Here is a 24,729-nt window from a genome sequence, read left to right on the forward strand (position 1 = left end):
TGCAAAAAGTATCGAACGATTACAGTAAGAACAGCCCCATAATCACAACGACGACAATACCGACCAGACCTTGAACCAATGTCGCCATGGTTTGGGCGCGATATGCGGTATTCAGGTTCATCCCGGAGAACTGGGATACAACCCAGAAGTAGGAATCGTTAACATGGCTCACGACCATCGCACCGCATCCAATCGCCATTACCGTCAGCATTTGCCCGATCGGCACCGATCCCATCATCGTATCGAGCCCCAGTGACGGAATCATTGGCATGACGAGAGTCGATGTGATAACCAGTGCTGCCGTCGAGCTGCCTTGAGCCGTCTTGAGGAGAGCAGCGATAATGAAGACGAAGAGAAGTGCTCCCGCACCGACCATTGCGCTGTTGCCGTCAATAAGCGTCTTAACGTAATCCGCAATCGGGGTTGCGCGGATGACTGCGCCCAATGCGCCGCCTGCTCCCGTAATCATGATGATGATCGCGGAGTCCAGAAGGCCTTCGCTCATCCATTTGGTAAGGGTTTCTTCATTGCGCTTCGGAAGAAGCCAGAACATGGCGAGCAGCAAACCGATAAAGAGAGCGTTCACGGGTGCGCCGGCAAAAGTAAAGAACGTATGGGCAAAACCGCTCATCATCAATTCTTTGTTGCCTTCGGCATCCGTTCCCACAGGGAAGTTGGCGAATGAACCGAGAGCCAGCAAAATGATAGGGACAATCAAAGGAGCGAACGCTGCCGTTGCCGACGGCAGTTTGCCGAAGCGCTGCTTGTACTCTTCGAATGTTTCCGTTGCTTCATCAAGGTTAGAAGGCAGCTTGGAAGCAACTGTACGGGCCCATATGTGGCCTGCCAATGCGACCGGAATGGAAACGATAAGACCGATTACGATGACCCAGAATAGTCCGTCCGGACCGATTCCGACATTCGTTGCGGCCGCGATAGGGCCTGGAGTAGGGGGTACAAGCGTATGAGTGGCGTATAAACCGGTTGACAGTGCAACGCCCAGCGTAACGACACTAACTCCCGTTTTCTTCGCCAACGATTTCTTTAGGGAAGAGAGGATAACATATCCGGAATCGCAAAAGACGGGAATGGACACGATCCAGCCGATAATGGACATTGCAACAGCCGGATGGCGGTCACCCAGCAGTTTAAGGACAACGTCGGCCATTTTCACCGCTGCGCCAGACTTCTCTAGAATTTTTCCAATCATCGTTCCGAAGATGATGACGAGACCAATGCTTGTTATAATTCCGCCGAATCCGCTGGTCAGAGTAGCCCCGATGTCTTTGATCAGAGGACCCTCTATACCGTTCAATTTGGCGACCAGATTCGTGCCTAAGGCCAAGATGTACGTAGCGGCCACGATGGAAATGAAGGGATGGAGCTTCCATTTTGCTGTCGCGTATACAATGAATAGAATACATACGAGTAGAAGGCCTAGTAGAATAGGTCCTAAATTTATGGCTTCTTGAGTAAACCCCTCAGCTCCCACTGATATTACCTCCCGATAGTGTAGATACGAATAAGTTGTTCGGCTTGTTGCTCGAGTAACTCGGCTGCTTGTTCCATTGCTTCTGAAAGAGACATAGGGCGGTTCATGATGCTGATTACCGCATGGACGCCTTCTTGATACAAGGCATCGATATCCTTACCTATGGAACCGGAAAGGACGATGACAGGTACGCCGTGTTTTCGGGCGATTCTCGCAACACCGCATGGCGTTTTTCCCCGGGCGGTTTGAAAGTCGGTCTGTCCTTCACCTGTAATAACCAGGTCGGATCCTTGTACATATTCTTCGAGGTTGGTCGTTTCAGCCACGATATCGAAGCCCGACTGAAGTTTGCCGCCAAGGACAGCTATGATTGCGCCAGCCACACCTCCGGCTGCACCGGCGCCCGGAACATCGTGGATCGCCACACCGGTAGACGATTTCAAGATGTCGGCGTAATGATGAAGATTGCGGTCGAGTTCGTCTACCATTTCGGCATTGGCGCCTTTCTGCGGCCCGAAAACATAGGAGGCGCCATTCGGACCGATAAAAGGATTATCGACATCGCAAGCTACCGTAAAGGTCGATTCCTTCAGCCGCGGATCCAGATCCGACAAATCGATATGCGCCAAACGCCCTAAACTTCCGCCGCCATAAGGCAGTTCTTTGCCGTCCTTGTCGAGCAATTTTGCGCCCAACGCCTGCAACATACCGGCGCCGCCGTCGTTGGTCGCGCTTCCGCCGAGCCCGAGTATAAATTTCCGGCAGCCAGAATCAAGACCTGCACGAATCAATTGACCGAAACCATAGGTCGTCGTAAGCATCGGGTTGCGTTCTTCTTCACCGATCAAGAACAGACCGGATGCCATAGCCAGTTCGATGATGCAGGTAACCGTGTCGCCTGAAACTCCGAAGCCCGAACGTATCTCCAAGCCTAATGGATTCAAGACGGTAACCGATACCGTAGTACCGTTCGTCTGCTCGACCAAACAATCCATGGTGCCCTCGCCTCCGTCAGCCATAGGCGTGATGAAAATAGCGCTTTCAGGAAGGACTTTGCGAATCCCTGCTTTTATGGCGAATGCGGCTTCTTTTGCCGACAGGCTGCCTTTAAATGAATCGGGCGCGATGATAATTCTCATTTGATGTCTCCTTGATCCAGTTCCTCCATCAGTTGTTCAATATGCACAACATGTTTGGCGACATCCTGTAGGGCTGCCGATTGATCGTTAGCCGTTAGTTCATTCGCTTTAACTTGCTTCTCGATGTTGCGGAACATAGTTTGCACTTGCGTAAGAGTGTGTTGAATCTCTTTTACGGATTGCTGACTCTTTGCGGCCAGCTTGCGTATTTCGGATGCCACGACCTCAAAGCCTCTTCCGGCTTCTCCGGCTCTTGCGGCTTCAATAGCGGCATTCAGGCCGATCAGATTGGTTTGGTCCGCGATTTCATTAATTATCCCGAGAACCTGACCAACATTGTTGATATGCTCGCTGCCAGTCCGTACCTCTTCAGAAGCGGCGGCACTAGCTGTTACGAAGTCCTCTGAGCTTGCTGTGATTTCTTCGATGGAGGCAGCCATATTTTGCAGCAGCGAGAAAGCGTTGGAAGAAGTCCTGTTTCGCGTGACAGCTTGCTGATAATTCCGAAGCCATAGAATAACAGTCCTTACGGCAACTCTAACCACCGGGCGCATTTCATGCGGATTGCCCGTCATTCCGATGACACCCACACGATTACCATCGAACTCAATGGGGAGATTGCATCCGGGTCGGACGCCCTCCATCCGAAGTGCGTCTTCTTCCGTTATCATAGCTTCATTCAGGAGGCCTTCCATAATTTTTTTGGCGCCTTCATGAACCGTCCCTTTTCTTTCAGGTCTCGTCGTGGATAGAATGACACCCCCAGCACCCATCAGATTTACGTTTTGTCCGGTTTCTTCATGAAGTATCATCACGATCTCATCCAAGAAGCCTTCTTGCTGTGACAAATCATAAAGATTCATACAATAACTTCCTTTCTAATCCGCTGCTCAATTTCATTATAGAATGTGCTGATTTTGTTGCAATATATAGAATATACAAAGAAGTTAGCGCTTTCAATCCAATATTTTATACATTTTGTATGAAAAGTGGTTGCTGATCATTCTTTGAATTAACCTTATTTCATGCGTACGAGAAGAAGCGCCACATGCATCTGGGCCGCTTGATCGAAGTTTCTAGGATTGTTGCTCGATATCTCTTTGATTCGATCCAATCGATACAGCAGCGTATTTCTATGAATGCAGAGCATCTTCGCCGCAGAAGCAATATTTAAGCTGCAGTTGAAAAATGCGTACAACGTCTCCATCAAATCCGGGAAATCGGGAAGAGCGCCCAGCGATCGTTCAATAATATGTGCCCTCGTGGAGGCTGCTGTTTCGGCACACATGAGCTCAAGACCGAGATCGTAAAAATGCTTTACGGCGGCGTCCTCAGGAAACAGCCTGTTTATTTTCAAAAGGGTTAGAGCCTCTTTGTAGGAAACATGCAGGGCAACTGCGCCCGGTGCCTGTCGTCCTACCGTAAGATAAGCTTTGGTGCTCATCCTCTCCGAGATCAATTTCCGGATTTGGTTCGAAATCGACTCAAATCTGCTTCGATCGGCCAAAGGCTGCATTTCCGTAATGATAACCCAACGGTTCCTTTGTACCCGGGAGCACAAGATTTGCCGGGGGTTCGGAAACAGGTTCGATATTTTGCGGACGAGCGATCGATGAATCTCTAACGTGTCTGCTTGTTTATCGGTATTTTCGGTTTGGATAACCCATGCACTCCTTGGAACGGTAAGATCAACGCCAAGAAGCTGGCCTCTGGCTATCACCGCATCGAGCCCACGGTCGATCTGCCCGGCGATTAAATCCTGTACCAGAAAGTCACGCGCCTTCTCCTCGTTGCCGACCTGTTCACTCAGGAAGGCTTGCTGCAGCATGAGTTCCGTCATCATTTGAACCGCTTTACCGAAAGGCTGCACTTGATCCGGGTCGCCGGTTATACCGATGACGCCTATTACTATATCGTCAAAACGTATAGGCATGTTTATGCCTGGTTTGGTTCCTATCATCTTCTGATAGATCTCTTCGGTTATGATCTGGTCTACACCGTTCTGGATAGCCTTTGAGGCTCCTTCGTGAAAGGTACCTATTCGCTCATGATCGCTGGAGCTGATGATAATACCATTAGCGTCCATGACGTTCATATGCAATGCTGTTAATTCCTTTGTTTTCTGAACAATATTATTGGCAAGAGATCGAGTAAGAATCATCAAATATAACCTCACAAGTTGTATCTTGATTTTTACTAATTCCATATACCTAAAAGCAATATTTCAATTTTGTTGACCATTTGCTGGTCGGAAGGTAACCTAAGTCCTAATGGCGGGATTAAACTAGTATCGGCGCATCTACTTCGGCACGAAATCCGCTTGTTGTAGGCGCACCAGTAATTGATTATACAACAAATATTAACATTGCAGGAAGCAATACATAACTTTTAGGATTACTGCTTTTCAATTCTGTGAATCCATCGTTATTTTTAATTTTGAAATACGAGAGGCACGTACATCACGCACTTTTCAACTCACAGGGTCTACCAGTCGGGTTGATTATTGACCCGAACCTCAGATATTCCGTATACTAACTCACCTCAGCCGGAGTTGGCAAACGCAGTAACCTCATATAAGAACTCTCGTTTATCATCACCTGTATTTCCGTGCCATTCTTTTGGACCGCGGTTGAACTCATTCTTATTACAAGTATCTTGCGATCAAAGAGCAGGTAACCTGGTGTGTTACCTGGTATCACCGGGTCTTAGTATTTGGAGAATCGGCTCGACAAAAAACCAATCGGCACACTGTGAAGTGTGTTCGATTGGTTTTTTGTCGAGCGCAATTTTGATGGGAGCGCAAGGTTTCGATGAACGAACGGGCGGAATAACCCAATAAACAAGATATACGGAGAGGGAAACGGAGTCAGCCGGTAAATTCTTGCACCCACTCGCCTTTGAAGTAAGCAATACCGATTTTGGTAAAGCTGCTGTTCAAGATGTTCGCTTTGTGCCCTTCGCTGTTCATCCAATCGTTCATAACTTGCGAAGGACTTGTTTGGCCTTTGGCGATGTTTTCGCCTGCTGCGCTATAAACGATCCCGAACTTGCCCATCATTTCGAACGGGGACCCGTATGTCGGAGACGTATGATCGAAATAATTGTTATTGAACATATCCTGAGCCTTGGCCATAGCCATTTTGGACAAATTGCCGTCCATGCCAAGGGGACTTAGACCTGCCGTAGCTCTTTCTTTATTCACCAATTGCAGAACTTGCTGCTCGAATTGGGATGCATCTACGGTCTGTTCCGCGGGATTCCCTGCCGGCTTTTCCTCGCCTATGAGCCATTTTGGAGCTGCAGCAGGCGCTTGTTTAGTTGATATAGATGTTCTCCGTGTCCCAGGAGCAGCTATTGACGACGCCTGTGTCACGGTAGGTGCCGGTGCAGCAGGATCGGCGGGAGTCTCAACGCGCGCTTGTTTGGGAACCGTTTGATGGTGGGTCATGTTATGATTGGCCGCGCAGCCCGTTGCCAGCAATAGCCCTGCTAATACGATATATTTTTTCAATGTATCCACACCCTCGATGCCGTGATAAACTGATGACGGACAGAACACCTGATCGTTTATTCTGCAGATCCTCAGTTTCCTAGATTATTATTCCCCGGGTTACATTGTCGCTATTCATTATCCATGAGCGTGTCGGCGATCATGTTCCTGCCATGCTATGTTTAACCATTATGGCTGTCTTTCCTTTCAAGAAGAAGGACAGTTGTGTTTGACCTCCTTCCCTGTCTGAATCTGCTTGGTGAGCTAATACGGCCTTTTCACAATAATAGTACGGTTATGCATAAAATCGTCCGTTAGCGATCATGCTACTTGTTAGTGCTCCCGTGAGCGCTTCAATTACCAGGAGGCGATAAACTAATGGCAAAACCGGATAATCGAGCAGATAATGTTGAGCATTTACAGCAAAGTATTCAGAATACACAGCAAAACCTGAATGAAGCTGAAGGATATTTAAACGAATTTTCCTCTGAAATCAGCAGCGAGGAACGTAACCAAATCGAAGAAAAAAATGAACGCCGTAAAAAAAGTATTAAAGGTTTTCAAGAGGAAGTTAAGGACGAAGCAGAACATAATCAAGAGTAAGAAAACAATGGCGATTCAACCCCACAAGTGCAAATGGGGCTGAATCGCCGTTATTTATAACTTTGCAAACTTAGTAGGACATTACTGTACTGACGGTGGTCGAGGTGCTGATCGAACAATATACCGATCTGACTCGGTATGTTCGTTGGGCGCAGCCAGTACGACACGTTCCTAAATGTGGGGCTATGCCCCGAAGACGTCGCCCAGCTTGCGCTGGCCGCTCCTGCTGCCGCCGCGCGTGGTGCTGAAGAACGTCGGCATTTTAACGACCAACCCGTAATAATAGAACGCAGAAGAAAGAGGGAGGCCCCTTAAGGGCCTCCCTTTCGCTTGTCATGATTCGCTGAGCTGGTCCGGCAAATCAAGCGCATTCGCTGACGTGCAAAAATGTCTCATTGTAAGGAAGCAATTTCCGTAGTCTGCTTATACCCACTTACAATGATGGTCTTCAACATTAAGAGGTTATTAACGGTGAATCATCCGACGCGTATTTCTCGATATAGACAAACGACCGTACCTCGACGTTAGTGAGCCTGACTCCACTTGTATCCGAAAAAAAGAAGGAGAAATCTCTGCCAAGCCTATCTGCGCCAAGACCGTTTTATTGTTGGTCCGGCAGATGTAATGCGTTTGCTGAAGTTTGCGCTTGATCTAAAAATTCCTCTGCTTGGGTCAATTGCTGCCGGGCCGTCTCCAAAGCTTGTGAATTTGTTGCCGCATTAGATTCACTTATCGAGCTTATCGCCTGATTCAAAGCCGTTTGCACCTCAGAAACCGCGTTGGATGCATGCTGCTCCAGCGTATTGCCGCTCGAGTTAAGTGCGCCTTCTGCCGGTTTTTTTGCATTTTCGGTGGCTAGAGCAATTTTTTTTTCATTTGGCAAAGCTAGTCCTCCTCCCTTGAGCAAAGATCATTATTTTTAACAGAAATAAGTATGCGCTTGAGATTTTGTTTATATTCCTGCGACTGCATGGGAATATCCGAATCCCCCATTTCCGGCAATCAATGTATAAAATCCGATGCGTCGGAAAATCTAACGTTGATGAAAAAAAAAGGAGTTGATTTCTCTATGAGTACGCCAACGCTAGCGCCGCACGAATCGATGGAACTGCATGAAGCGTTGAACTTTAAAACGCTCTGCCTCGCTAAGTCAAAACTTATGCAAGGCTTGGTCTTTGACCAAGAGCTAAAAGCTTTAATGCAGAAAGACGTCATTCAATCCACACAACAGATCGCCGAGCTGCAAGCAATCTACGCAAGAGCTCCTTTTCAAGCGCCTGTTCCGAATAGCCCGACACCTATAACACATTAAAGGGGAATGCAAATGAATACCGATTATCTAGACCCGATTAATTCATTAAATATGCCGGAGATGGCAGATATGACTTTTGCAACGGACTTCCTTCTTCGGGCCAAGGAGGGTGTGCGAAATTTGTCCGTCGCCCTGACGGAAACGGCTTCTCCGGATGTAAGAGTGCTGCTGCGCAATCATCTTAAGCAGGGGATTGCAATGCACCAAGAAATCACAGAGCTCATGATTCGCAAAAAATGGTTCCATCCTTATGAGCTGAACGAACAGTACCAGCTCGACCAGCTTTCGGCGAAAAATACGGTGATGATCGGGCAAATGAATTTGTTCCCGGATGATACGTCGCGTAAAGGGATGTTTGATCGGACCCCAGATGAAAATATTGGAGGACATAAAGCATGAAGGCGGTAACGTATCAAGGGATTAAAAATGTCCTGGTCAAAGAGGTGCCGGATCCGAAGATTGTGAAACCGGACGATATGATCGTCAAGATCACCAGTTCCGCCATTTGCGGTTCCGACCTTCACCTTATTCACGGCATGATCCCTAACCTTCAGGAGAACTACGTCATCGGGCATGAACCGATGGGGATCGTAGAAGAGGTAGGCCCCGGCGTGACAAAGGTAAAGAAAGGCGACCGTGTGATCATCCCGTTCAACATCGCATGCGGAGAATGCTTTTTTTGTAAAAATCAGCTGGAAAGCCAATGTGACAACTCAAACGATAACGGGGATATGGGCGCATATTTCGGCTACTCCGGAACGACCGGCGGATACCCTGGCGGGCAAGCCGAGTATCTACGAGTCCCATTCGCAAATTTTACCCACTTCAAAATTCCCGAAAGCTGCGAACAACCGGACGAAAAGCTAAGCTTGATCGCCGATGCCATGACGACGGCATTCTGGAGCGTAGATAACGCCGGCGTAAAGAATGGAGATACGGTCATCGTGCTCGGCTGCGGTCCAATCGGACTTCTGGCCCAGAAATTCTGCTGGCTGAAAGGAGCAAAGCGGGTCATAGCCGTCGACTATGTCGATTACCGCTTGCAGCATGCTAAGCGAACGAACAAGGTTGAGATCGTAAACTTCGAACAGGATAAGAATATCGGCAACAATCTCAAGGAAATGACCAAGGGCGGCGCCGATGTCGTGATTGATGCAGTAGGAATGGACGGCAAGATGAGCGATCTCGAATATCTAGCCAGCGGTTTGAAACTGCAAGGCGGCACCATGAGCGCATTTATCATCGCGTCTCAGGCTGTCCGTAAAGGCGGGACCATCCAAGTCACTGGGGTATACGGCGGACGCTATAACGGATTCCCGCTCGGCGACATCATGGAGCGCAACGTAAATATCCGTTCCGGACAAGCTCCGGTCATTCACTACATGCCGTATATGTACGAGTTGGTTACGTCGGGCAAAGTGGACCCTGGAGACATTGTCACGCACGTCATTCCTCTCAGCGAGGCCAAGCGCGGCTATGAAGTGTTCGATACGAAAACGGACAATTGCATCAAAGTCATCTTAAAGCCTTGAATATGGATAGATACATGGGAGGACAATCCGAATGAATTCCAATTACGCTTTGCATGAGATGCTGGAGGTTCATGAAATGGCTGCGTTCAAGACGGTTTGCATGACCAAAACCAAAACCATGCAAGCTCTGGTAAGCGACCCGGAGCTCATGCAAATTTTGCAGCAAGACACACAATTATCACAGCAGCAGCTTCAGGAGCTCGGTGGAGTGCTGTCTAAATCGACCCTATAGGAGATAAAAACATGAACACAATAATAGAACACATGACAGGGCTTAATTCGCTGACCGATGACGTGATCGCAATGGACTGTTTGATGAACGCCAAGAGCGGAGTCAGAAACTACGCCATGGCCGTGACCGAATGTGCCACTCCCGAAATCAAGCAAATTTTGATGAAACAGCTCGACGAAGCCATAGACTCCCATGAAAAGATAACAACCTACATGATGCAGCGGGGTCTATACCATCCCCACCATATTTCAGAGCAAATTCAGCTCGATCTGAAAAACATTCAGACCGCTATGAACATTCCGTACTGACACCGTATTCGTCCCGACAAAACGCGCAAAACCACCATGGTTTAGCGCGTTTTTGTTTTAACCGAAGACTTAACTGTGGATCTCTGCTCTCACGTCTACCCTTCTCTATAGGCATTCTTATGTTGCCGATCTTTGCAGATAACGACTGATTTGTGATTTTAAAAATACTCGATCCCCGCGGCATTCTGTAGAATTAATTGAACTATTCTGCGCAGCGAAAAGTGCAAAGAGACTGCCGCGGCAGTCCCCTGCTTTGATGCTTATTGTTGCATTGAAACTTCAGTCTCTTTTGCACCCTGCGCTTTGACGATATCCGCAACGATTTCGTAGGAGTGCAGGCGCGCCTTATGGTCGGACATGTGGGCGATGACCATAACTTCATCAGCCTGGGTATCGTCCAGAAAGGATTGCAGCTTTTCTTTCACAGTAGCCGTGTTGCGTAAAGACCCGGCTGGACTGCCGCCCGCGACAATCGGGGACAGATCAAGCACAGAGAAGGGGACGTCGCTCAGCCGCTTGTTTGTTTTATTTTCAGACATGTCATCTTCCTCATTTCAGTTGACGACATTGAAGATTTGGCCCCTCACTTAGCCGTTTATGATCAATTCTTGATCCTTTATGTTGGCTTTCGGCCCCAAAATTTCCGGATTAAATTCCCGCAGAGGCAGCCCTGCCGCGATTAGCTTGGGCCAGTCATGATTAGCAAGCGCTCCTTTACCCAAGGTGATAAGATCAGCCTCGCCGCGTATCAAGAGCTGCTCCGCTTTTTCAGGATCTTCGAGATTGCCATTCGCAATTACCGGAACAGTACTGAATTTCTTGGCCAATGCCGCCAGCGTATGTTCGGTTCCTTCAAATGCCGGTTGTGTCGCATCATATTCGGTTACATGGATATAATCCAATCCTACTCTACTCAAGCTTGAAAAAATGATTTCAGCATCCTTTTCGGCTCCGGCCCATTTATGATGGTAATCACTGACTTTCCCTTGCGAGATACGGATTCCTACGACAAAATCAGTCCCAACCGCTTCACGCACAGCGTTAGCGACCTCGATAAGAATACGGACCCGGTTCTCTGTTGAGCCGCCGTATTCATCCGTTCTTTGGTTCATATAATCCGTCAGGAACTCGTCAAGCAAGTAGCCGTTGGCTCCGTGGATTTCTACTCCATCGAACCCTGCTGCTTTTGCTCGCTTGGCAGCTTCCGCAAAACCGCGAACGACCTCTTGGATGTCCGCTTTTGTCATTGGTTTTGGGTTTTTGTAAGGCCCCTCCCCGACATAGAACGGAAGCTGTTCACCTTTTGCTCGTACGTCAGAGGGCGCGATGATCTCACTCTTGTACCAATTTCCTTGTGATTGGGCTCCTGCGTGCATCAATTGGACGATGATTTTGGATCCGGATTGATGTACCGCCTCCGTTACTTTTCTCCATGCAGCGATATGCTTCTCATTTGCAATTCCCGACTGATTCAAATACCCTTGGCTATACGTTTCATCGGGATAGGCACCTTCCGTGATCAAGAATCCAAAACCGCCCTGTGCAAAGCTTTTATAATAGTCCATCATGATTTGGGTTGCTTGGCCATCTTCAGTAGCGCTTATTCTGGTCATCGGCGCTAAGCCGATACGATTTTTTAATGTCAAATGGCCAATCCGAATGTCAGTGAAAAGACGCGAAAACTTTTGTTGGGTATTAGTTGTCAAGTTGATTTCTCCTTTTAACTCGGCTGGTATTGTTATACAAATTATGCACTATGCCTCGAAAAATTATGTTTATATCTATGTATCTGTATTTATATATGGATGATATCCAAGTAGGATATCCGCCATGAATGTCGGCATCCGGACTATAATTCACCTCTTATATAAAGAGCCAATTCCTGAATAGCCAAGCAGCAAAAGATACTGTGAAACGGTCGATTGAGATAAGCCTGCCTTTTCCTGAATATGGCTGACACAAACCCCGTTTTTTTACTGGCACCGCCTTCTTGGGTGGGAAAGTTCCATGACGTAGATTATATCGATAAATCCCGATATGTCAATGTTAAGGCTTAGCCTACTCAAGTATAATTTGCGAGTAGGCCCTACTATTTTTCGAAAACGAAAACTTTCTTACTACTCTATGTTGTACTGCAACTATACATCTGTTTCAGATTATAACTATTCAACTCTCCTGCCTGTGCAAGAAACTCCTTGCACTTCCGTCAAAGCGCGTTCCCAGACCGCACAAGCCCGCCTATGTAATGATCTTTCCTCTGATTGTCCACCCCTTCCCCCTTCGGGCATCTTTCCGCGCACCTTGAGTGGTTAATACCAAAAATTTCGCCTCATTTGTGATACGGTTCAGCTTAACGGGTCTATCGGCGAAAAATCTCCATTCGCTAAAAGGCGACGGCATCAGCCAAAAAAAAGCTCTTCGAAGCCCGCCTGCACGCGAGAATTCGAAGAGCATTTCTTAACTCCCTCTCAGGGCATGCTCGATTCGCTTATCCGGAACGAACCAGATCACGGCAACGAGTACGAAAAAGAAGCCGGATATCCAAGGACTCACATACGCGGTCAAGACCGCGATCAAGTAGAGCAAAGGAGATAATTTCCCCTTCCAATCTTTTCCCATCGTAACCATGAATGAGGAGTCGCCGAAATGCTGGTTAATAATCGCGCGCTGAAGCAGCCAGTACGAGAGCGCCGCAAGCATTAGAATAATACCGTACAGCGCCGTTGGAGTGGCTGCAAAATGGCTTTCCCCCATCCAAGCTGTCGTGAACGGAATAAGGGATAGCCAGAAGAGAAGCAGCAAATTGAGCCACATTAACCGCCCGTTAATCGTTCGAACCATGTGCAGTAGATGATGATGATTGTTCCAGTAGATGCCGACATATACGAAACTGAAGATATAGCTAAGAATTTTCGGGCTAAGCTCGATTAAATCATACCAATCATGGCCTTCCGGCACTTTGAATTCCAGCACCATGATCGTAATGATAATCGCCAGGACGCCATCGCTGAATGCTTCCATCCGATTCGCTTTCAAAGTATTTCACCTTTTCTCGCTTCTCGCGCTCTTTTAACCCATTTGATACCAGTAAAATCGCATAAAGCCTTTCATCTCGTCAAGAAAAACTTTCACGCATTCAAACAAAGCCGAGATCACTCGCAGGGTCAAGGGGTAATGGTCGACGCTGGATAAATGGCCGAAAAAGGGCCGGAAACAAAGATAAAGGAGGCCATCCTTAGCTGGACAGCCTCCTTTTATATTCCGATCCGGTGTTTTTACTTTATGCGTTTATTTAATAATAATCGGATCTTCAGAATTTTAATCCATTGTTATACATAATCTGACCATACGCACCAACAAATATATATTTTCCGTGCGCTTTAACACCGTCCTTCATCATTTCATTGCCGTTGATTTCAAATGAATATTTTTTTGGAACAGGAACCTCATTCCACTTAACGCCGTCTTTCGAAACATAATAAGAATTATATGTGACATAATCCCCGTTTACTTCCGCAAGAGAATCGTTGAAGGCGAAGAAACTTCCGTCAAACGACGTAACAAATTCAAACCGGTCATTTTGGTCCAGATTAACTGCAGACTTCGACCATGTCTTGCCATCCTTCGATACCCACATTTTCGTTGCATCATACGGAAAGACCGCCATGTAACGCTCACCGTTCCAAGCCAGATCGGCTTGCATAACAGCCAGATTCGCCAACTCCGTCCACACCGTTCCGTTCGTGGACTGCATAATTTTCGTATACTGCTTGCCGTTGTTATAAATCTGGAATGCAGCCAACACCCGTTTCCCGTCCGACACCATCGAGGTGAGCCAATAGCCCGATTTACTAACACTATTCACTTTAGTCCAGGTAAGTCCGTCCTTGGAAGTATACACACCATACACTTGATCAGACGCGATGAAGAACTTCCCTGTCCATAGTATTTTACTTAAACCTCCGTATTTATCTTTAAATGTCACCTTTGCTGGCTTCCAACTGATTGCATCGGAAGATACATAGACTCCACCGTTGCCGACCGCAACAAATTTATTCGCGCCCCACGCGACATCGAACAAATTCGTTCTCCCTAAACCCTCTTTGTATGAAAAAGGATTCGCGCTTTTCCACTGCGTTCCATTATCCGTATAAATGATGCTCCCTTGCAGGCCCACGGCTACCGTTCTTTTCCCACTGGTAGCTACTGCGTTAAAATCTCCGCTTCTGGATGTTCCTGCTAACCGGTAGCTCCATTTAACCCCGTCGCTCGTAGAGATAGCGTAGGTGCCGTCAGGATGACCTTCCATCTTCTTAGAACCAAACCCGGCATACCCGCCATCGACTGGATACATCGTATAGACCGTAACATGGAGATTGGATAAGTCATGCTGCTTCCAATTCACCCCATCGTTAGAGGTATAAGATACTTGCCGGCTGGAAGTGTCAGTTCGGACATCTCCAACTGCGATGTAAGTTTTCCCGTTTGTAAATAGCGATTGCAGCTTGACGTTACTCGGTGATTTACTTTGTTTATTCCAAATCAACCCGTCTTTCGACGTATAAAACCCATTTCCGACCCCCAGGTAATGATCCTTGACCCATATCATAGCTTTAATATTGGCTTTAGTATCTAGAGTATTGCTTGTCCAATTCAGCCCATCCTTAGAGGTATAGACCTTCTTTTCTTCATAACCATAAATAAAATAGGTATTGTTAACATATTCAATCGGATGCGAGCCATACTTAACCCCAAGCGTGAGGGTCTTGGTCCAATTCTCCCCGTCACTGGAAGTAAATACATGCTCCCGTCCCACAGCCACAAAATTGTTTTTTCCCCAAGTGAGATAATGAATCGCTTCACCCGGCTCAAAATCGATCTTCTTCCACTTTAGTCCATCTGTAGACGCAAATACCTCGGAAGACGCATATTGCGCTTCTCTTTCATATTGCGTGTTTGAGCCAAACATAACATATTTCGTTCCATCCCAAGCGATGGTTGTGAGTTGATAGCTTCCAAACTTCGACAAAGCCTTCCAATTCCGTCCGTCCGTTGACCTCATCACGCTTCCATAGGGACCAACGGCAACATATTCCTTATCGCCTTTCGCTAGAGAGTAAGGCGGATTAGAGCTGTATGATGACTCCATAGTCCATCCTTCGCCTATTGAGTAAGGCGCCTCCTGCAGCGTGATAGTGTCAATGCTTTCATAAGATGATGCAGCCGATACTTCTGAATTCACTCTCAAAAAAGGCCATACCAATGCGACACAAATGATCATTACAACCGCTTTTTTCCAGCGCATAGCTTCCTCCTAGTTGTTATCCCACGATGTTGTATTGGGTCAATCCAAAAAAATGAACCTTGTTTAAGGTTCATAAATATTGATCTGAGTCCCTGTCCCCATTATATGCCTTTAGAACCAATTGATTTAATAGGTCTATAAGACTATATATTAAATAATGGGAGTTTAAATTCGGAGGCTGATATTAAACAGGTGTTGGAGATCAAGGTCCACCCTGTACTATGCGGGAAGTGATTATTCATCGCCGTCCACTTCCTTTGCCATGCCATACTTTTGTATTATATATCGCTATCTGTGGAGGTTGTCTCCAATTGAATTCTGTCCGAACACTGAATCGCACAGGCTGGACTGGATCGCTATCACTACGAACAATTCCGCCTTGAACTTGAAAGGACCACCGACAACGCAAAAATTTCGACTTCACTTATGATACGGTTCACCGCGCGGTCTGAAACGGCAAGTTATTTTAAAAGACCATCGGGACTTGCGTGGGTCTTATTCCGTCTCGACAGGGATAGATAAAAGGCACCTATCGTCCTATAGGACAAAAGTCTTAAAGATATCTGTTAAAATTGACCACCTACCTGTTATTATAGAAATAGAAATGTGCAACTTGTTGCCTATCTATTCCATTCATCATAGGGGTTGCTTCTATGCTTCTAAGAAAAAAGCTGCTGCTTTTCACCACTCTCATGACGCTGATCGGACTCTTCCTAGTGGTTATGGGCTTGAACCGGATCCTGCTGCATCGTTTCTCGGCATTGGATGAAAGCGCCCTCCGTTCGGATATGAATAATATTCTCTATTCCCTATCGGATGAACTTCAGATTATCCAAACAAACATGGTGAATTACTCCGCATGGGATGAAACGTATCGGTTTGTACAGCAACTGCCTAATCCGAACGCCTATGAGGATTCCTACATTCAAAGCAACTATACCAGTGAAACCTTCAGCATTAACAAAATGGATATGATTGCTCTATTGAACGCAAACGATCAAGTTATTTATGGTAGACAATATGATTCCGTATCTAACCAACAAATTTCTCTCTCCGCTGAATTTGTGAACCTGTTTCCTTCAAACAATGCGTCTTTATTGCAATTTTCCGGGCCTCTCGACTCTAATAAGGGTATTGTTCTTGTGGGTGGCGCTCCCATGCTGATCGTATCGTTACCGATCGTCACAACGAATCTTGAAGGCTCTATTCAAGGCACGATGATCGTTGGCCGAATGCTGGATCAAGAGCAGATCGACAGAATAAGCGAACGCAGCCAATCGGAAATCCATGTACAGAACATTTCCGCATTAACGAACGAGAATAGCGGCAACCAGAAAATTTGGTTCCTTAAGCAACCCCGCAATCAAATACAGGTGTTTGCATCCGTAGAGGATATTTTCGGCAATCCAGCCCTCGTCATATCCACGGAGAAACACCGAACAGTTTACGAGAGCGGCCGAGAATCCGTGTATACTTTTGCCGCATTACTCTTTGTATCCGTTATTATCGCTGCGATAATTGGAATCGCCTTTATTAATCGTTCCATCTTGAGCCGAATCACGGCGCTTGTAGAGAACATTCGCAATATCGGGAAAGAGAAGGATTTCTCCCTACGGATTCAAGAGAAGGGGAATGACGAATTTACCGCCCTCGAGAATGAATTTAACCGCATGATGACATCCTTGGAAGATGCTCATGCGGTCTTAAGAGAACGCGCTATCGTCGATCCGTTGACTGGGCTCTACAACCGTTCGTATTTTTACGATAAATTGAATGCAGCGATAGAAGATGCCAAGACCAGGGAGCATCATATAGCCGTTTTATTCATCGATCTGGACAATTTCAAATCGTCAACGATAAGTGGGGACACGATCATGGCGACGACTTGTTGATTGAGGTAACCAGACGAATCGTATCCTGCGTCAAGCCTTCCGACATCGTTTCCCGCTTGGGAGGAGACGAATTCACCATATTGCTGTCTGCCAACACGACACACGAACGCTTCGTCGATCAGGCCAAACATATTCATCAAGCATTGGCATTCACTTATCCGATCCAAAGCCACCTTATCCCTATTTCCGCTAGCATGGGAATGAGTATATATCCCAATCATGGCGCGGATGCGGAAGAACTCGTTAATAATGCGGATACGGCCATGTTCCATGGCAAAAAAACGGGACGAAAATCAATGTTCACGTTCTCCGATCTTCTAGTGGATAATATGAAGAAAAATACGATTCTGGAGAAGCAACTTCTATCCGCTGTTTCCGTTGGAGAATTCGAAATTCATTATCAACCTATCGTAACCTGCATATCGAACATCCCCATGAAGCTCGAAGCTTTAATTCGGTGGAACAATCCGATCTTCGGACTCGTACCGCCATCGGAATTCATTCCGCTTGCCGAATCCACAGGCACGATAGGCGATATTGGTGCTTGGGTAATCAACCGGGTATGCTCGGATTTGCGTATTTTCCATGAAGAAGGCATAAAGTTGAAAGCCGCCGTCAATATATCCGTACTTCAGTTGGAACAGCAAGACCTCTTGAATGTTTTTCTGCAAGCAACAACAGAACATCAGATTGATCCCGAATGGATCGAGCTAGAGATCACGGAAACCACCTTGATGTCCAGCGAGAAGGCCTTAACCGTACTACGGCAACTCAGAACGCACGGCTTTGCAGTCTCGCTGGATGATTTCGGGACAGGTTATTCTTCCCTAAGCTATCTAAGGCGTTTTCCCGTTGATACGATTAAAATCGATCGCAGCTTCATTTCGGAATTGGATTATCATCATTCCGACAAAACGCTCGTCAAGACCATCATCGATTTAGGTCACAATCTAGGTTTAAAAGTCGTAGCCGAAGGAGTCGAAGATTCCAAGCAATTAGAGATTCTGAAGCAGCTTGGATGCGATCTGATTCAAGGTTATTTTATCAGCAAACCAATGAATATGAATGAGTTAAAACCGGTTCTCCTTAGATACATGAGTGGAACCCATTCTGGGAAACCCTACTTGGTTTAAATGCGTATGTTCGAATTCCAGTCTTGACGGTGTCTGCTTTCCAAAACAGATAAAGATCGCAATCCCCTCGGCCAAGATGGTCTTAGGGAATACGATCTTTTATTTTGAGAGCCAATAAAGGGCTGCCTTTTCTCACTATGAATTTATTCTCACCTTACTTGCTCTTCTGAGCCAGCATATTCAACAAAACTGTTACAGCCTCTGCTCTTGTCGTATGAGCTTGCGATACAAATGGATTATTGCCTTTTCCTTGGACAATGCCTGCTTGTTTAGCATAAGCAACACTGCTTCTTGCCCATGCAGGAATAGGTAATGAGAGAAATTTTTCGCCGTCACTTATGATACGGTTCTCCGTATCATCGTTAAGGCGAAAATTACAGGGCACCCTCACAAGTAAGGGTGCCCTGATTCTGAAAAGGTGTGTTACTCCTGAGTTTCTCTAGTTTTACGATCCTCTCTTTCAAATTGATTTTGCAAATGCCTCATGGATTTGCATTGGCAGAAGCTTTCACATCGAATGAATCCCGAGTTTGGTCATCATGTTGGAGAATCCAATTGATCCGGATTGGCACCCGTATAGCACTCATAGCAATCCGGTGCCGGAACGCATCTTTTCGATGTTGATAAGCACGTTGTCAAATCGCCTGCACCTTTTATTCAAAAACAAGGCTGCTTTGAATTTGAGTTCAAAGCAGCCTTGTCTATGTGTTCCTTTACTTGCTCTTTTGTGCCAGCATCTTCAGCAGCACCGTTACCGCCTCTGCTCTTGTCGTTTTATCACCTGGAGCGAATTCGTTCGTACCTTTGCCTTCGATAATGCCCAGCTTTTTCATCGCCGTGACTGCGCCTTTCGCCCATTTCGGAATGTCCTTGTCATCCGTGAAGCCCGTTGCCGTTGCCGCTTCAATCGACTGACCCAAAGCTTTGGCAACCACAGCTGCCATCTCCGGGCGAGTGATTTCGGCATCCGGACGGAAAGAGCCGTCCTCATAGCCGCTAATAATGCCTTCTTGCGCCGCTTGCGCCACTGCCTTCTGCGCCCATGCGCCGATCTCCGCCTTATCGGTGAACGCCAGTGCCGCGCCATCTCCTTGCGGTTTGAGCGCATTCATCAACATAACTGCAAATTCCGCGCGGGTTACGGTACGATCCGGCTTGAACGTGCCGTCCGGATAGCCGCTGACGATTTCGGCGCTTACCGCTTGCTTGATATTCGCCTCCGCCCAGTGTCCGGAGATATCACTGAAGTTAATCGCCGGTTTCTTTTCGGTCGAAGGTTCTTTATCTTGATATACACCAAGTACCGCAAACTTCGTAAAGTGGTTGACCTCAACCGTGATGTGATTGCCGTCTACCGTACCGCCGACTTCCACCCATACCTTCTTCTCTTCGTCATAATAGAATACGGAAGGCTTTTGACCGTCCTTCAAGCTATTCGGATCGAAGACAAAAGTCAGGGTGAGCGGCTTTTTGAAGTTCTCCGGGAAGTTTTTCAGGATTTCATAAACCGTGCTGGCCAGAACTTCATTATTCGTCAGAAGCCTCTGCGTATCCGCCACTTTTTCAATGGTTAATTTCAGGTCTTTGCCGGAAGCATCGGCGGGAATCGCGATCTTCACGGCATCGCCCAAGCTAACCTCACCGGGTGAACCGACGGGGAGCGTCAATGTCCCGTCTGACGAGAACACTGCACGACTTGGTGCCGGTGCCGGTGCTGGTGCTGGTGCTGGTGCTGGTGCTGGTGCTGGTGCTGGTGCTGGTGCTGGTGCTGGTGCTGGTGCTGGTGCTGGTGCTGGTGCTGGTGCTGGTGCCGGTACCGACGCACGCTGGGGCGTTGCGCTCGCTTCGTTGGAGTAGCTGCTGCTGCCTCCCGTATTGCTCGCCTTCACCGCAAAATAGTACGAGGTGCCGTTCGTCAATCCCGTGGATGTATAGTCGTAGGTCGAGCCGGTCACCGTTGCGACGGGAATCGTGCCGTACGAGCCCGAAGCCGTGCCCGAATAGACACTATAGGTTACGGTTCCTGGCACAGGGCTCCAGGTTAATGCCACTTGTGCATTCCCCGCCGATGCCGTCAGGCCCGTCGGAGCGTTCGGCGCAGTCAAAACATGGATTGCGCCGCTCTGTGCCGATTCACCGTCTGCATTAAATGCACTCACCGTATACGTATATGGAGTATTTGGCGACAGTCCACTCACCGTATACGTATATGGAGTATTTGGCGACAGTCCACTCTCCGTATAAGTGGCGCCAGTCACGGTAGCAATCGCCGTATTGCCGCCATTCTCGTAGATGTTGTAGCCGGCAGCTTCGGAAACGGCATTCCACGTCAGCGTAGTCGATTCCGAGGTCGTAGCGCCGGCTTGCAGATTTGCCGGTACGCCGGGGAGGTACAATACTTTTACGCCTGAGTTCCCCGCATACAGCGTGCCGTTGACATACAGCAAGGACGTCACACCGCCCGGCGAGCCGTTCATCTGCGTCCACGTGCCGTTTCTGTACGACCATACGTCGTTGCCGTTGCTGTCGCTATATGTCCCCGCATACAGTGTGCCGTTGACATCCAGCAAGGACGTCACATTGCCCGGCGACCCGATCATCTGCGTCCACGTACCGTTACTGTACGACCATACGTCATTGCTGCCACTCGGAGTCCCCGCATACAGCGTGCCGCCAGCATTCAGCAAGACATATATATTGTCCGGAGAGCCGATCATCTGCGTCCACGTGCCGTTACTGTACGACCATACGTCGTTGCTGCCATTCCACGATCCCGCATACAACGTGTCGCCCACATTGACCAAAGTTTGCACTACGCCCGGCGATCCGCTCATCTCCGTCCATGTGCCGTTACTGTACGACCATACACCGTTGCTGCCGTGAAATGCTCCCGCATACAGCGTGCCGTTGACATGCAGTAAGGACATCACATTGCCCGGCGAGCCGATCATCTGCGTCCACGTGCCGTTACTGTACGACCATACGTCGTTGCCGTTGATGCCGTTAAATGTCCCCGCATACAGCGTGCCGTTGACATACAGCAAGGAAGTCACATCGCCCGGCGAGCCGATCATATGCGTCCACGTGCCGTTACTGTACGACCATACATCGTTGCTGCCTTTTAATGTTCCCGCATACAGCGTGCCGCCCACATTGACCAAGGCATACACATCGCCTGGTGATGACGGTCCCAAATTTTTCAAATTTGTCCAATTTGACGAGGCCGCATGGGCCTCTTTTACCGTAGCCATGAAGGGGATAACCATCGCGGCGAGAAGGAATGCCACGAATACCATTATTGAATATGATGACCATGGCCTAAGACCGGATTTGCGATGCTTCACTTTACATCTTCACTCCTTTGTTTTTATTCATTTGTTGGCGGTTGAAGTGACAAATATCGATATTACTCGCAATTTCTGTCGAATATTGTAACCCCCCGATTTATTTTAGGACGTCCGCTGAAATAAAAAAATCCCCCGTGGGGGAGGAAACCGTAAAAAAACGGGGGGATACCTTTCATGCCGATATCGATTCATCATAGGATTTCTACTCTGCTGTGATATGCAACTTTCTATAGTAATTTTAAGTCTTTTCCTTGCTTCAGCGCCTGTTCTCTGCTGCCTTTCACATCCAGCTTTCTATACATGTTTTTCAGATGGCTCTTTACCGTTTCGGCTGTGATTTGGAGCTGTTCGGCGATCTGTTTATTCGACAGTCCCATCTCAATCATCCGTAATATTTTTAATTCCTGTTTCGTGATGAGTGCTCCCGAGCTTGCAGGCGCATTCATATGAGCCGTCATCAGTGAAAGCAGTTCCCTGACGTAGCGTAAGGATACGCCCGGAGACTTACGGTCTGAGTGGTGCTGCCTTTGCCGGACATATTCACGCAGCAGCTCGGCCATCTTTTCCCCCTCGTCCAAGAAACTGCGAATGAATTTGCTCGGTTCCGCCAATTGGAGTGCGGCTTCCAGCTTCATCACAGCATTCGTCATCTCTCCCTTTCGATAATACGCCATGCTTTGCAGGATGGATACTTTTATCTTATCCCAGAGCCAATCCTCATCATCGACAAGCCGATACAGCTGTCCGAGCAACTGCAATGCTTCGTGGGCCCTTCCACATTCCATAAGCGCTCTAGCCAAGTGAAGATATTCTCTGATCGAGCCGAGCGGGACCGTATCGGTATACTTGATGCCGCATGTTTGCAGCCAACTCTCATTGAAAGAGCCGTTCACAAGCGACAAATACGCTTTCTCCGCCTCGATCTTCCTTATAAAGATACTTCTGTCTGCGGAATGGATCTCTGGTTTAACCCGCTCAAGCCAATCGAACGCTTTGTCAGAATCCCCCTTCGCCTGGCAAATCTGCGCAGCCATTCCCGCGGCACTAATCATTATGAGGGCATAAGGCTTCATGCTCTTGGACCGTAGTACCCTCTCCGCATAAGCTTCAGCTTCTTCCAAGCGATTCCACTCATATAACAGCAAACTGTAAGTGTTGTAGAAAAAACCGACATAAGGATAGTTCGCCCTATTTCCCCATACCTGGATCCACTTATAGAAGAAACGTTCCGCATCATGCAAATCGTTGAAAAAGCTTAATAACGTATCGGAATTGATCGAATACGAGTTTGCTTCAATCATCTGGATGTAGCTGCCCTCCGGCATATGCCGATCAAACATCTCCAAATAATCATTCGCTCGCCGAAAGTCTCTCCGGTAGAACGAAACCATCGCGGACAAATAAAGAACGGTTCCTGCGTAAGGCTTCCACTCCGGGTCCGACAGATTATCTTCCATAAGACGAAGTCTGGATTCTGCGAGCGCCATTTCATTCGCTTCAATCATCACTTTGACATAAAGAAAATGAATACCCGGCTTCCCTGCCAAACAAGACTCCGGCAGATCGTGCAGCCATCGTAAAAGCACCCCTCTCTTCACATGAAGATCCTGCAGATGCTTTTCGATCAAAGAGCTTGCTTCGAAATGATGCCCATCCATCAGCAATTGCTCCACCGCTTCTTCTACAAATCCGTGGTCCTCCAGCCACTTGGCTGCCTTGATATATAATTCCTTCGATCGTGCCGCATACCTCTGCCGAAAGAGCCTCCGTAAAAACTCGGAAAACAAATGATGATATCGATACCATTGCCGCTGATCATCCAATGGAACGATGAATAGGTTTTGCTGTTCCAACATTTCCAGTAGCTCCTGACAATTGACTTGTCCGGTAATCGTCTCGCATAATGGGCCGTTTATGCGGTCTACGATCGAACTTTCCAATAAAAAAGACTGAAGCTCTGCGGATTGAAGGCTAAAAACCTCCTGAAACAGATAATCAGAAATACTGCGGTGTTCCCCGCTAAAAGCACGGATAAAATCAGGATAATTGCTGCTTCTTTGTAACGAAATGGCCGCAAGGTGCATTCCGCTGATCCATCCCTCCGTTCGGCTGACCAGATTCGCTATCTCATCTCCAGACAGTGGCAAACCCATGCAATCCTGAAAGTAACGAATTCCCTCCTCAGGTTGAAAACGCAAATCCTGAATCGTGAGTTTCACCATCTGGCCTGTCGTCTGCAGCCTTGCTGTTGGAAAGGGCATTTCGGCTCGGCTTATTACATAGAGGTGTACATGAGAAGGCAAACAAGCAAGGAAATACGACACCGATGCATGAATGGGAGAAAGAGCGATCGAGTGATAATCGTCAAAAACAATAACCAATTCGTCTGAAAAACGATTGAGTTCATGAATTATGGCTGTGATGTAAGGCTCAAAAGCTCCTGATTTAAGGGATGGAAAATACGGGCTCACCGCTTCGGAAAAATGGGGGTACTTACTGCTCACAGCTGCAATCACATAACTCCAAAATTGGATCAAATCATCATCTTGCGGGTCCAGGGAAACCCATACGGCAGGTATGCCGGTCTGCCGCAGCCACTGACTCATGGTAGTTGTTTTGCCGTACCCCCCTGGAGCCGTTACCGTTGTTAGTTTGCTTTTTAGCCCTTTATTTAATATATCAGTGATCGCTAGTCGATCAACAAAGCCATCACGCCTCGATTGCGGTATATGAAGTTTGGTACGTAGAATCATGGTTCGTCACCTCGAATCTGGCTGTGAACATCTTTTCTTCATTATATCTAATTCTAATAATTTCAAGATAGTTATTGCCCAAGGAATTTCTCCTTGGACTATTCCTATTTGGTAAAAAGGATAACATGCACGAGCCCGTCTGCGTTGTAATCTTCCCCCTAGGCGGCCCTCACCCTACACCTTCCGTCTCC

The 24,729-nt window shown here is 47.5% G+C and carries 19 protein-coding genes and 2 pseudogenes; 8 read left to right on the forward strand and 13 right to left on the reverse strand.

Features of this window, described 5'->3' with window-relative positions; genetic code table 11:
- Positions 1 to 19 precede the first annotated feature (19 nt).
- The 5 genes from ACLBWT_RS11810 to ACLBWT_RS11830 all read right to left on the reverse strand — a co-directional run bounded on the left by ACLBWT_RS11810 (position 20) and on the right by ACLBWT_RS11830 (position 6,142).
- Positions 20 to 1,447: a GntP family permease gene (locus tag ACLBWT_RS11810; RefSeq protein ID WP_447663426.1), complete on the reverse strand. Its 1,428-nt coding sequence runs from the start codon at positions 1,445 to 1,447 to the stop codon at positions 20 to 22.
- Positions 1,448 to 1,497: 50 nt separating this feature from the next.
- Entirely contained in the window at positions 1,498 to 2,631 is a 1,134-nt protein-coding gene (locus ACLBWT_RS11815; protein WP_447663318.1) for a glycerate kinase, read from the reverse strand.
- Entirely contained in the window at positions 2,628 to 3,494 is an 867-nt protein-coding gene (locus ACLBWT_RS11820; protein WP_447663319.1) for a methyl-accepting chemotaxis protein, read from the reverse strand. Before ACLBWT_RS11820 ends, ACLBWT_RS11815 begins: the two co-directional genes overlap by 4 nt.
- 155 nt (positions 3,495 to 3,649) lie before the next feature.
- Positions 3,650 to 4,792, reverse strand: coding sequence for a CdaR family transcriptional regulator (locus ACLBWT_RS11825; RefSeq protein ID WP_447663320.1), 1,143 nt, complete (start codon positions 4,790 to 4,792; stop codon positions 3,650 to 3,652).
- A gap of 705 nt (positions 4,793 to 5,497) precedes the next feature.
- A complete protein-coding gene (locus ACLBWT_RS11830) occupies positions 5,498 to 6,142 on the reverse strand; it encodes a CAP domain-containing protein (protein WP_447663321.1) in 645 nt (214 codons plus the stop codon).
- 357 nt (positions 6,143 to 6,499) lie between these two features.
- Here ACLBWT_RS11830 and tlp point away from each other — a divergent pair, with 357 nt between their 5' ends.
- Positions 6,500 to 6,724, forward strand: a complete 225-nt coding sequence (gene tlp / locus ACLBWT_RS11835; RefSeq protein WP_447663322.1) for a small acid-soluble spore protein Tlp — start codon at positions 6,500 to 6,502, stop codon at positions 6,722 to 6,724.
- A gap of 601 nt (positions 6,725 to 7,325) precedes the next feature.
- On the opposite strand, the gene ACLBWT_RS11840 is transcribed toward tlp, so the two are convergent.
- Positions 7,326 to 7,607, reverse strand: coding sequence for a hypothetical protein (locus tag ACLBWT_RS11840; protein ID WP_447663323.1), 282 nt, complete (start codon positions 7,605 to 7,607; stop codon positions 7,326 to 7,328).
- A gap of 186 nt (positions 7,608 to 7,793) precedes the next feature.
- On the opposite strand from ACLBWT_RS11840, the gene ACLBWT_RS11845 reads away from it, so the two are divergent.
- From ACLBWT_RS11845 to ACLBWT_RS11865, 5 genes are read left to right on the forward strand one after another with little or no spacing between them, the layout of a single operon-like run.
- Positions 7,794 to 8,036 carry a spore gernimation protein GerQ gene (locus ACLBWT_RS11845; protein ID WP_447663324.1) on the forward strand — a complete coding sequence of 81 codons (243 nt, stop codon included), beginning with the start codon at positions 7,794 to 7,796 and terminating at the stop codon, positions 8,034 to 8,036.
- 12 nt (positions 8,037 to 8,048) lie between these two features.
- Positions 8,049 to 8,435, forward strand: coding sequence for a spore coat protein (locus tag ACLBWT_RS11850; protein WP_447663325.1), 387 nt, complete (start codon positions 8,049 to 8,051; stop codon positions 8,433 to 8,435).
- Positions 8,432 to 9,568 carry a zinc-dependent alcohol dehydrogenase gene (locus ACLBWT_RS11855; protein WP_447663326.1) on the forward strand — a complete coding sequence of 379 codons (1,137 nt, stop codon included), beginning with the start codon at positions 8,432 to 8,434 and terminating at the stop codon, positions 9,566 to 9,568. The genes ACLBWT_RS11850 and ACLBWT_RS11855 overlap by 4 nt, the downstream gene beginning before the upstream one ends.
- A 31-nt stretch (positions 9,569 to 9,599) precedes the next feature.
- Positions 9,600 to 9,800 carry a hypothetical protein gene (locus tag ACLBWT_RS11860; RefSeq protein ID WP_447663327.1) on the forward strand — a complete coding sequence of 67 codons (201 nt, stop codon included), beginning with the start codon at positions 9,600 to 9,602 and terminating at the stop codon, positions 9,798 to 9,800.
- 11 nt (positions 9,801 to 9,811) lie between these two features.
- A complete protein-coding gene (locus tag ACLBWT_RS11865; RefSeq protein ID WP_447663328.1) occupies positions 9,812 to 10,108 on the forward strand; it encodes a spore coat protein in 297 nt (98 codons plus the stop codon).
- 260 nt (positions 10,109 to 10,368) lie between these two features.
- On the opposite strand, the gene ACLBWT_RS11870 is transcribed toward ACLBWT_RS11865, so the two are convergent.
- The 4 genes from ACLBWT_RS11870 to ACLBWT_RS11885 all read right to left on the reverse strand — a co-directional run bounded on the left by ACLBWT_RS11870 (position 10,369) and on the right by ACLBWT_RS11885 (position 15,413).
- Positions 10,369 to 10,647 (reverse strand): hypothetical protein, encoded by a 279-nt coding sequence (locus ACLBWT_RS11870; protein ID WP_447663329.1) that lies wholly within the window; start codon positions 10,645 to 10,647, stop codon positions 10,369 to 10,371.
- 48 nt (positions 10,648 to 10,695) lie between these two features.
- Positions 10,696 to 11,814 (reverse strand): NADH:flavin oxidoreductase, encoded by a 1,119-nt coding sequence (locus ACLBWT_RS11875; RefSeq protein WP_447663330.1) that lies wholly within the window; start codon positions 11,812 to 11,814, stop codon positions 10,696 to 10,698.
- Between the two features lie 751 nt (positions 11,815 to 12,565).
- Positions 12,566 to 13,144 (reverse strand): TMEM175 family protein, encoded by a 579-nt coding sequence (locus ACLBWT_RS11880; protein ID WP_447663331.1) that lies wholly within the window; start codon positions 13,142 to 13,144, stop codon positions 12,566 to 12,568.
- 274 nt (positions 13,145 to 13,418) lie between these two features.
- A complete protein-coding gene (locus ACLBWT_RS11885; protein ID WP_447663332.1) occupies positions 13,419 to 15,413 on the reverse strand; it encodes a WD40/YVTN/BNR-like repeat-containing protein in 1,995 nt (664 codons plus the stop codon).
- A gap of 788 nt (positions 15,414 to 16,201) precedes the next feature.
- Here ACLBWT_RS11885 and ACLBWT_RS11890 point away from each other — a divergent pair.
- Together ACLBWT_RS11890 and ACLBWT_RS11895 are read left to right on the forward strand one after the other, a co-directional pair.
- A pseudogene (locus ACLBWT_RS11890) lies at positions 16,202 to 16,693 on the forward strand (CHASE4 domain-containing protein); the annotation flags it as partial.
- A gap of 59 nt (positions 16,694 to 16,752) precedes the next feature.
- Positions 16,753 to 18,435, forward strand: a pseudogene (locus ACLBWT_RS11895) (sensor domain-containing diguanylate cyclase); the annotation flags it as partial.
- Between the two features lie 157 nt (positions 18,436 to 18,592).
- On the opposite strand, the gene ACLBWT_RS11900 reads toward ACLBWT_RS11895, so the two are convergent.
- From ACLBWT_RS11900 to ACLBWT_RS11910, 3 genes are all read right to left on the reverse strand, one after another.
- The gene (locus ACLBWT_RS11900; protein ID WP_447663333.1) at positions 18,593 to 18,829 is read right to left on the reverse strand and encodes an S-layer homology domain-containing protein; all 237 of its coding nucleotides are present in this window, start codon (positions 18,827 to 18,829) and stop codon (positions 18,593 to 18,595) included.
- 322 nt (positions 18,830 to 19,151) lie between these two features.
- Entirely contained in the window at positions 19,152 to 21,782 is a 2,631-nt protein-coding gene (locus ACLBWT_RS11905) for an S-layer homology domain-containing protein (protein ID WP_447663334.1), read from the reverse strand.
- Positions 21,783 to 22,012: 230 nt separating this feature from the next.
- The gene (locus ACLBWT_RS11910) at positions 22,013 to 24,538 is read right to left on the reverse strand and encodes a LuxR C-terminal-related transcriptional regulator (protein ID WP_447663335.1); all 2,526 of its coding nucleotides are present in this window, start codon (positions 24,536 to 24,538) and stop codon (positions 22,013 to 22,015) included.
- Between the last annotated feature and the right edge of the window lie 191 nt (positions 24,539 to 24,729).

The sequence above is a fragment of the Paenibacillus sp. D51F genome (assembly GCF_053345695.1).